This window comes from Frankia sp. CoWAU3 (assembly GCF_977971855.1).
Genome location: NZ_CDWWXB010000030.1, coordinates 18,205 through 27,342, shown reverse-complemented (window position 1 = coordinate 27,342; position 9,138 = coordinate 18,205). Strand labels below are relative to the sequence as shown.

The 9,138-nt window shown below is 73.0% G+C and carries 8 protein-coding genes; all 8 read right to left on the bottom strand.

The window, feature by feature from the left end:
* Positions 1-158 precede the first annotated feature (158 nt).
* The gene (locus tag AC08ON_RS05235) at positions 159-782 is read right to left on the bottom strand and encodes a hypothetical protein (protein ID WP_476606591.1); all 624 of its coding nucleotides are present in this window, start codon (positions 780-782) and stop codon (positions 159-161) included.
* 2 nt (positions 783-784) lie between these two features.
* A complete protein-coding gene (locus AC08ON_RS05230) occupies positions 785-1,396 on the bottom strand; it encodes a hypothetical protein (protein ID WP_476606592.1) in 612 nt (203 codons plus the stop codon).
* Between the two features lie 195 nt (positions 1,397-1,591).
* Positions 1,592-2,653, bottom strand: coding sequence for a hydrogenase expression/formation protein HypE (gene hypE / locus AC08ON_RS05225; protein ID WP_011435519.1), 1,062 nt, complete (start codon positions 2,651-2,653; stop codon positions 1,592-1,594).
* On the bottom strand, positions 2,646-3,752 hold the full coding sequence (hypD, locus tag AC08ON_RS05220) for a hydrogenase formation protein HypD (protein WP_476606593.1): 1,107 nt from the start codon (positions 3,750-3,752) through the stop codon (positions 2,646-2,648). Before hypD ends, hypE begins: the two co-directional genes overlap by 8 nt.
* A complete protein-coding gene (locus tag AC08ON_RS05215) occupies positions 3,749-4,030 on the bottom strand; it encodes a HypC/HybG/HupF family hydrogenase formation chaperone (protein WP_011435521.1) in 282 nt (93 codons plus the stop codon). The genes hypD and AC08ON_RS05215 overlap by 4 nt, the downstream gene beginning before the upstream one ends.
* 4 nt (positions 4,031-4,034) lie before the next feature.
* Positions 4,035-6,572, bottom strand: coding sequence for a carbamoyltransferase HypF (hypF, locus tag AC08ON_RS05210; protein WP_476606594.1), 2,538 nt, complete (start codon positions 6,570-6,572; stop codon positions 4,035-4,037).
* Complete coding sequence (locus AC08ON_RS05205; RefSeq protein WP_476606595.1) at positions 6,569-7,771, bottom strand: NHL repeat-containing protein; 1,203 nt, start codon at positions 7,769-7,771, stop codon at positions 6,569-6,571. The genes hypF and AC08ON_RS05205 overlap by 4 nt, the downstream gene beginning before the upstream one ends.
* Complete coding sequence (locus AC08ON_RS05200) at positions 7,768-9,018, bottom strand: hypothetical protein (protein WP_476606596.1); 1,251 nt, start codon at positions 9,016-9,018, stop codon at positions 7,768-7,770. The genes AC08ON_RS05205 and AC08ON_RS05200 overlap by 4 nt, the downstream gene beginning before the upstream one ends.
* Positions 9,019-9,138 lie beyond the last annotated feature (120 nt).

Below are 9,138 nucleotides of genomic sequence, written 5' to 3'. Positions count from 1 at the left end.
AGCGGTCCGCGAGTCGCCCTTCCCCACTGCCGATCGGAACGAACGGGCAGCATCCGCGCGGTGCCGGCAACAGCGAGCAGCAGCCCCACGACGGCGACGGAGATGGCGTCGGCGGCTGCGACGACCGGTCAGCCCTGACTGTTAGTCCTGACTCTGGTTCAGTCCTGACTGGCGAGGTAGCCGATGACCATCGCACCCCACCATCCGGCCTGGGAGAGCAGGTTACTGATTATCGATCGGGCCAGGAGCGCCCGGGACGGAACGGTGGCGGACTGCTCCAGCCGGTGCTGGATCGCCCAGATGTGCAGGCCGTTGAGGGCGATGAGGAGCACCAGCCCGATCTTCACCTGGGTCAGTCTCCTGGACAGGTCCGGATGCAGCAGGATGCCGCTGAGCACGAGCCCCGCCAGACCAGCCCAGATCATCACGTGCAGGCCGCTGGCCACCCGGATGACGTCCGGGAAGCTGCGCCGACCGAACAGCCATGACAGGGCGAAGAAGTCGATGGCGCGGACCGCGCCGAACCCGCCCACGAGCGCGGCGAGATGCACGAACAGGGCGGCGGTGTGCAGGGTCGGGTCGGCGGTGAGGTGGGCGGCGGTCCAGACGGCCGCAGCCCACCCGACGACGAGTGCTGTTCCGGTGGCGAGGAAAACGGCCCATCGTGGCAGAACCCCGCTGGCAGGCGGGGAGGGCTGGGCGATGACCAGGACCGGGACAGGCCGCGGGTCCGCGGGCAGGGAAACAAGCCGCTCGGGTACCTTCTTGCCACGATCATGCATGACTAGTGCCTGAGCGTGACGTTGGTGAAGGTGACAGTCGTGCCGCTGGCCAACGCCGGCGTGTGGCCTTCCTCGCCGTGCCGGAAGAAGGTCGGTACCCCGATTGTTGCGCGCAACGTGTAGCTGCCGTCCTGCGGGATCGAGAAGTTGTTCGCGTAGTGGAAGAATTCGGCGTAGTAGAAGTTGAGTGTCTTCTCCTCCGCAACCGTGCCCTTGCCGTCGATGACCGCGAGCGTGATTGGTACGTTCGGCACGATCCGGCCCGTGGCCGACTCCACGGGGATGATCTCAATGTGGTGCGTCTCGCCGGCGGCGGGCTTGCGGAGTATCTGCTGCCCGCCTTTGCCCTCGTACCAGGGTTCCGCGGCCTCGACGATGTAGCCGATTTTCCACGGTCCGCTCCGGACCTCGCCTCCTTCGGACCGGATCTCCTTGGCGAGCGTCGTGTACTGCTTGAACACGCCCTCCGGTACCGCGACGGAGAAGGTGGTCGAGCTGCTTACCGGGTGTCCCGGGGAAGCCGTCGTGGCGTCGGTCGTCGAATCGTCGGAGCAGGCGGTGAGACCGAGCAGCAGGGAGACGGCCAGTACGGGCAAGGCTGTTCGCTGGGGCATACGTCCTCCTCGGGGGAAGCCTGATATTAGGTTAGCCTAACCTAAATTGATCAGGTTCCGTCAAGGGAATCACCCTTCCGGTCTATATGAGATATTCTCGGTAAGCATTAGCGGTGGGAGGCCTCGGCCTCCCGGCGCACCACGTGCCCTGACCCGTCGATCGTTGGAAAGGCGGGCGCGGCCACGCCGCCGAACTCAGCAGATGCGGGGGAGCTGCTCACCGAGCGGCCGGTCGACGATGCGGGTTCCCCCGAACGCGGTGCGCCCGACAACCACGCCCGGATGCTCCGCGGTGACCGTGCCGATGACGGCCGCGTCACGCCCCGCCGGATGCGCCCGCATCGCCGCGAGCGCCGCGTCGGCGTCGGCGTCGGCGACGAACGCAACCAGCTTGCCCTCGTTCGCCACGTGCAGCGGGTCGAGGCCGAGGAACCCGCAGGCCGCCTCGACCGCGGGCGGCACCGGCACGGCGCGCTCGGCGAACTCGATGCCCGTCCCGGACGCGGCGGCGATCTCGCACAGCGCGGTCGCGAGGCCACCTCGGGTTGGGTCGCGCAGCGCGTGGACCCCCGGCGCGGCCGCCAGCACCGCCGCGACCAGCCCGTGCAGCGCCGTCGTGTCGGAGCGGACCTCGCCGCCGAACTCCAGCCCGTCGCGCACGCTCAGCACGGCGACACCGTGCTCGCCGACGGGACCGGAGACGATGACCCGGTCGCCGGGTCTCGCCCGTTCGGGGCGGATGTCCACCTCGGCCGGGACGAGCCCGATGCCGCTGGTGTTCACGTACAGACCGTCGGCCAGCCCGCGCTCGACGACCTTGGTGTCCCCGGTCGCCAGCCGCACCCCCGCCGCGGCCGCGGCCCGGCCCATCGCCTGCGCCACCCGGCCCAGGACCGCGAGCTCCAGGCCCTCCTCGAGGATGAACCCGGCCGAGAGCGCCACCGGCACTGCGCCGGCACAGGCCAGGTCGTTGATGGTGCCGTGGACCGCGAGCTCGCCGATGGAGCCACCGGGGAAGAACAGCGGGCGCACCACGTACGAGTCGGTGGAGAACGCGAGCCGGGCGCCCGCGACATCCAGGACCGCCGAGTCCGCCGGTGCCCGCGCCGTGTCGGTGGTCCCGAACGCGGGCAGGAACAGGTGCTCGATCAGCTCGCTCGACAGCACGCCGCCGCCGCCGTGCCCCAGTACCACCTGGTGATGGTCACGCAGCGGAAGTGGGCAGGTCCAACCGGTCGGGTCGACGGGGTCAGCCACGGCCGCCCGCCGGAGTCAGCCGCCGGAACTGGAAGTAGGCGGCGCACGCCCCCTCCGCCGAGACCATCGTCGCGCCGAGCGGGGTGCGTGGCGTGCAGGAGGTTCCGAACGCCGGGCACTGCGGCGGTTTGACCAGGCCCTGCAACACCTCGCCGCTGCGGCACTCGGCCGGTTCGGCCACCGTGAGGCCCTCGACGTCGAAGCGGACCTCGGCGTCGAAGTCCCGGTACGCCGCGGACAGCCGCCAACCCGAGTCCGGGATTGTCCCGATTCCCCGCCAGGCCCGGTCACACACCGTGAAAACCTCGGCGAGGATTTCCCGGGCCGCCGGGTTGCCCGCCGGCCGCACCGCCCGCGGGTAGGCGTTCGCGAGTTCTGCCCGCCCCGCCTCGAGCTGCTCGACGGCGTGGCGCACCCCGTCGAGCAGGTCGAGCGGCTCGAAACCGGTGACGACGATCGGTATCCGGTAGGTCGCCACCAATGGCTCGTACTGGAAGGTGCCCATCACCGTGCACACATGGCCGGCTGCCAGGAACGCCGCCACCCGGTTCGCCGGCGAGGAGAGGACCGCGGTCATCGCCGGCGGCACCAGCACGTGGCTGACAAGTACGGAGAAGTTGTCGAGTCCACGGCGCCGGGCCGTCACCACGGCCATCGCGTTGGCTGGGGCGGTGGTCTCGAAGCCCACTCCGAAGAACACGACCTGGCGGTCCGGGTTCTCCTCGGCGAGGCGGACCGCGTCGAGCGGCGAGTAGACCACCCGGACGTCCCCGCCACGCGCCCGGACCATGAACAGGTCCATGCCGCTGCCGGGGACCCGCAGCATGTCCCCGAACGAGCAGAAGATCACTTCGGGGCGGGCGGCGATCGCCAGCGCCCGGTCGATCGTCTCCAGCGGCGTGACGCACACTGGGCAGCCGGGGCCGTGGATGAACTCGACCTGGTCCGCGAGGAGCTGATCGATTCCGTTGCGGATGATCGAGTGGGTCTGGCCGCCGCAGACCTCCATGATCGCCCAGCGTCGGGTCGCGGTGGCGATGATCGCATCCAGCAGCCGGCGGGCCAACGCCGGGTCGCGGAACTCCGCCAGGTACCTCACCGGCCCGGCCCGGTCATGCCCGGTTCCGCCGCGCGCGATCCCAGCTCCTCCTCGAGCAGCCCCAGGTCCCGGAACATCGCGAGGGTCTCCCGCGCCGCGGCCTCGTCCAGCCTGATCAGCCCGAAGCCGGCATGGATGATCGTGTACTGCCCGACGGTCGCGTCGGGCAGGTAGGCGAGGCACACCGTCTTGGTGACGCCGCCGAAATCGACGATCGCCATCCGCGTACCACGGTCGTCCCAGATCTCGATGATCCGGCCCGGTATCCCCAGACACATGCCGTCAGGCTTCCTTCCCGCCGAAGGCCGGCTCCGTCGGGCGGCTCAGCGCCGCGACCGCAGCCTGGCCCAGCGCCAGCCCACCGTCGCCCGGCGGCACCACCCGATGGACGAGTACGTCGAACCCGGCAGTGGCGAGCCGGGCGCGGCAGGCCCGCGTCAGCACTACGTTGGCGAACACCCCGCCGGTCAGACCGACCAGGCGGACTCCGTACCGCCGCCGCGCGAGCCCCGCGACCTCGGCCACCGCGTCCGCGACCGCCAGATGGAACGCGCCGGCCAGCACCGGCACCGCCACTCCCGCCCGCAGACCGGCGACGATCCCCGCGAGCACCCCCGCCGGGTCGAGGACGCCGTTCGCCAGGCCGAAGGCGAGCCGGCAGGCACCGGCGCCGCCGAGTCCGGCGCCGCCGAGCTCCGCCGCGGCGAGCCCGTCCGCGGCGAGCGCCTCCAGCTCGACGGCGGCCTGCGCCTCGTAGGTGATCCGGTGGCGCACCCCGAGCAGCGACGCCACCGCGTCGAACAGGCGGCCCATGCTCGTGCAGGGCACGCAGGCCACGCCCCGGTCCAGCGCGGTGCGCAGGGTGCGCAACTCCGCCACGGAGCAGGCCCGCACCGGCGCCAGGTCCGCGGTCCAGTCCAGGTCGGCGGCGGCCAGATGGGCGAGCGCGACCCGGTACGGATTGCGGACGGCGGCGTCGCCCCCGGGCAGGCCGATCGGACGCAGGTGCGCGACCCGCTCGGCGCGGGCGACGTCCGGGCCTACCAGCAGCACCTCGCCGCCCCAGATCGTGCCGTCGAGCCCGTAGCCGGTGCCGTCGAACGCGACCCCGAGGATGGTGTCGCCGAGCCTGCCGTGCTCGGCGAGTAGGGCGGCCACATGGGCATGGTGGTGCTGGACCAGGTGCGGCAATCGGCCGGCGGACCGTGACCCGTGGGTGGAGGTCTGGTTCGCCCCCGCCGCCGGGTCCCCGGCTGCCGCCTGTTCGGTCCCCGTAGCCGCCGCGCGTTCGGCCCAGGCCCGGGTGACGTATCCCGGATGGAGGTCGGCGGCGAGCGTCTCCGGCGCAACGCCGTACAGATCGGTCAGGTGCGCGGCGGAGCGCTCGAAGGCCCTGAGCGCCGCCAGGCTGCCCATGTCACCCAGATGCTGGGACACGAACGCGCGACGGTCCGTGGTGAGGCAGAACGTGCTCTTGCCCTCGCCGCCCACGGCGAGCACCGACCGGACGGGGCGGCCGAGGTCCACCGGCAGCGGAACGTATCCGCGGGAGCGCCGCACCGGCAGCACCTGCCCGTCGTCTCCGTCGTCCCCGTAGCCGCAGCGCACCACCGAGTCGTCACACGGCAGGAGGATCGGTCGGTCGTGCCGGAGGAACGCATCAGCGAGGCCGGCGAGCCGGTCCCGCGCGTCGTCGTCGGCGAAGCAGATGGGCTCGCCCGAACGGTTGCCACTGGTCATCACCAGCATCCGCGGCGGTGGCGGGCCGCCACCCGGGACTGGCGCGAACAGCAGGTGGTGCACGGGTGTGTACGGCAGCAGCAGCCCCACCAGCGGGGTGCCGGGGGCGACCAGCCGCGACATCCCCGATATCCCTGACATCCCCGCCGCGGGCGAGCGGCGGACGAGCACGATCGGAGCGGCCGGCGATGCCAGCAGCGCCGCCTCCGCCGACGACAGGTCGGCCACCAGGGCGGCCGTCGCCAGGTCGCGCACCATCACCGCGAACGGCTTGTCGGGCCGGTCCTTGCGGGCGCGCAGGCGCGCCAGGGCCGTGTCGCTGGCCGTGTCGCCCGGATCGTTCTCGGCCGAGCAGGCCAGGTGGTAGCCGCCGACGCCCTTGACCGCGACCACCGCGCCGCCCGCCAGTGCCCGCTGGGCCGCCGCCAGCGCGGCATCCGTGCCGTGGACCTCCGGTCCAGTGCTGTCCGCGGGGCTGAACCACAGCTGCGGTCCGCAGGACGGGCAGGCGACGGGTTCGGCGTGGAAACGGCGGTCCGCCGGGTCGGCGTACTCCGCCGCGCACTGCGCGCACATCGGGAAGCGGGCCATCGTCGTGGCCGCGCGGTCATACGGCAGCGCGCTGATGATCGTGTACCGCGGGCCGCAGTTGGTGCAGGTGATGAACGGGTGGCGGTGGCGCCGGTCGGTCGGGTCGAACATCTCGCGCAGGCAGTCGGCGCACACCGCGGTGTCCGCGGGTACCAGGGTGCGATCGCCGGGAACGGTCGCGCCGGCCACGATCCGGAACCCGGCGTCGCCGGCGGTCGACCGGGTCACGCTCGTCATCGTGACGCGCTCGATGCGCGCGAGCGGTGGCGCCTGCGGTTCGAGCCGGCGCAGGAACTCGGCCACGGCCACCTCGTCGCCTTCGACCTCGGCGAACACCGAGGTCGAGTCGTTGCCGACGAATCCCGCGAGCCCGAGGGTGCCCGCGAGCCGGTGGACGTAAGGCCGGAAACCGACGCCCTGGACGACGCCCTCAACCACGACCCGGCGCCGGACCCGGCGCCCGGTCCGCCCGGTCCGCTCTCCGGTCATACCCGCCGCCAGATCATGACCCGGTTGTTGCCCGAGTCCGCCACCGCGAGCCGGTCGCCGCGCACCGAGAGGCCGTACGGCCAGCAGAAGGTGTCGGCCTCGACGCGGGTCCACCGGTTCTCCCCGGTCTCGGCGAACGACGGCTGGCCGAGCACACCGGTCGCGGGCGTGGAACTGCGCCGCGGCAGCTCGTCCCACAGCAGGACGCGGTTGTTGGCGGTGTCCGCGACGGCTAGCAGGTGCCCGTCGCTGTCGACGGCGTAGGGGAAGCGCAGGACGTCGGCCCGGCCGGGCGCGTAGGGGAACTCCCCGGAGCATGCGAGATCGGGCTGGCCGAGCACCAGATCGGCGTCGCCGTCGGCGTCGGGATGGGGGGCCCAGCCGAGCAGCCGGTGGTTGCCGGCGTCCGCGACCAGCAGCCGGTCGGCGGTGCCGGCGAGGTCGTGCGGCCACCGGAAGCTCGCCGGACCGGCCGCGCCGCCACGGTTCTCGTCCCGGCGGGTGGGATCGGGCTGCCCCAGCACCAGGTCGGGTAGCCGGCCGGGCGAGGACGGCAGGCCATTCGACCAGCCCAGGATCCGCCGGTTACCGGTGTCGGCGACGTAGAAGCGCCCACCCACCACGGCCACCCCGAAGGGCCAGTAGAAGGTGTCTGGTCCGCACGGGCCGCCCCGGTTCTCGCGGACGGCGTCGGCGTCCGGCTGCCCGAGCACGAGGTCGGGGGCGGTGTCGGTGACCGTCGGGACCTCGTTCCAGACCAGCACCCGGTGGTGCCAGGCATCGGCGACCACGAGCCGGCCGTCCGTGACGAGCACGCCGGTCGGCAGGTGCAGGCCGCCTTCGGGTCCGCGCCCCGCGGCCGCCGGCCCTTCGCTCGTCGCGTCGGCCTGGCCGAGCACGACGTCGGCGGGGGCGCCGTCGAGGGCCGGCAGACCATGCCAGATCAGCACCCGGTGGTTACCCGAGTCCGCCACCACGAGCAGGTCGTCGCCGAGCCACACCCCGCGCGGCGCGTACAGCCGGGACGCCGACGGCCGCGCCGACGGCAGAGCCAGCCCGCCGGGCGCCGGGGCGCCGATCCACACCGCCGGTTCCCAGCTTCCCGCCTGGCCGCCCTGCCCCGCCTGGCCGCCCTGCCCCACCCATCTGGCCGGAGTGCTCGGAGTGGCGTCACCGAGTGTTCCGCTGCCGGGCGTCACGTCGACTTCGCGGTGAGCCGGCGGGCGATCTCGTCGAGCACCCCGCGCACGGCCAGGACGGCGTCGGGGTCCCCGACCTCCTCGAAGATCGCCCGTGCCTCGTGCAGCACCGCCTGCGCCGGGTCGAAGAGGCCGAGGTGGGCCAGGGCGTTGCCCTGGTTCGCCCGAGCCCGGGCGTAGCCGAGGGGGTCGGCGTCGCGGTCGCGGGCGGCGATGACCTCCTGGTAGCGCGCGACCGCCTCCCGCAGGTTGTCCTCCCGGTGTGCGGACGGCGCGTAGACCAAGGCGTTGGCCAGGTTGAGCTGGGTGCTGGCCCACCGCTCGGGATGAGTCTCGCGGGTGTAGACGGACAGAGCGGTCCGCAGGCCCTGCACAGCCACGCCGACCCGCAGCTGGTCGGACGCCTGCGCCATCGGCATGGTCAGATACGCCGTGGCGAGGTTGACCTGTGCCGCCGCGAACAGCTCCGGGGCGGTGTCGATGCGGACCAGGCGCAGCGCCGAGAGGTAGTGCTCCACCGCGACCTTCAGGCCCGCCGGATCGTCCCCGGCCAGCTCCTGGTAGGCCGAACCGAGGCTCAGGTGCAGCTCGGCCCGGCCGACCGTGAGGTCGGTGGCGGCCAGCGCGGCGAGCGCCGCCGTCAGCTCTGCGATGACGGCCGGGCTCGGTCCCTCGCCTCCGCGACGCAGGTCCGCCGCGGTGGACCTGAGCTGGGCGGCGAGACCGGGGGAGGGCTCCCGCGCCGCGGCGATGGCCCGCTCCAGCAGCCCCGCCGCCTTGCCCGCCTGGCCGGCGGCCATGGCGTGGGCGGCGTGTGCGGACCACACCATCGCCGCGATCTCGCCGGTCTCCCCGCCGGGCGGCGGAGGTTCGTCCAGCTCGCCCAGGGCGAACCGGACCACGTCCACCAGGATCCCCAGCTCGTCGCCGAGCGCCCGGCGCAGTGCCACCGGGTCTTCGGGGTCCGCGCCTGCTGGTCGCAGCACGAAGCGGTTGTAGCGGTCGACCGGGTCGTCGCCGCGCAGCTGCCCGACGGCCGCGACGACCTCCCCGCGGTAGGCGAGCTCCAGCGCGGCCAGCTCCGCAGGCCAGGCCACCGGCACCTTCCCGGCCGCCAGCGTCCGGCGCAGGTCGGCCGTGGCCTCGCCGCCCGGCACGAGCAGGAAGCCGGCCGGCAGCGGAAAGACCCCGACGGGCTGCGGGCGCGCGCAGGTCACGCCCGTGCTGATGACGCCGTCCTCACCCATGCGCGTCCTCACCCATGCGTCTGGTCATCTGGACCTGTGCGTCCGGTCATCCATGCGTTCCGCCGGTCCCGGGGGCGAGACCAGAGATGATCATGTCCCGGACCTGTTCCATCGCCCGGC

Coding starts and splice junctions, on each gene's coding strand:
- AC08ON_RS05235 (WP_476606591.1), bottom strand. CDS start 782: ATGCATGATCGTGGCAAGAAGGTACCCGAGCGGCTTGTTTCCCTGCCC.
- AC08ON_RS05230 (WP_476606592.1), bottom strand. CDS start 1,396: ATGCCCCAGCGAACAGCCTTGCCCGTACTGGCCGTCTCCCTGCTGCTC.
- AC08ON_RS05215 (WP_011435521.1), bottom strand. CDS start 4,030: ATGTGTCTGGGGATACCGGGCCGGATCATCGAGATCTGGGACGACCGT.
- hypF (WP_476606594.1), bottom strand. CDS start 6,572: ATGACCGGAGAGCGGACCGGGCGGACCGGGCGCCGGGTCCGGCGCCGG.
- AC08ON_RS05200 (WP_476606596.1), bottom strand. CDS start 9,018: ATGGGTGAGGACGGCGTCATCAGCACGGGCGTGACCTGCGCGCGCCCG.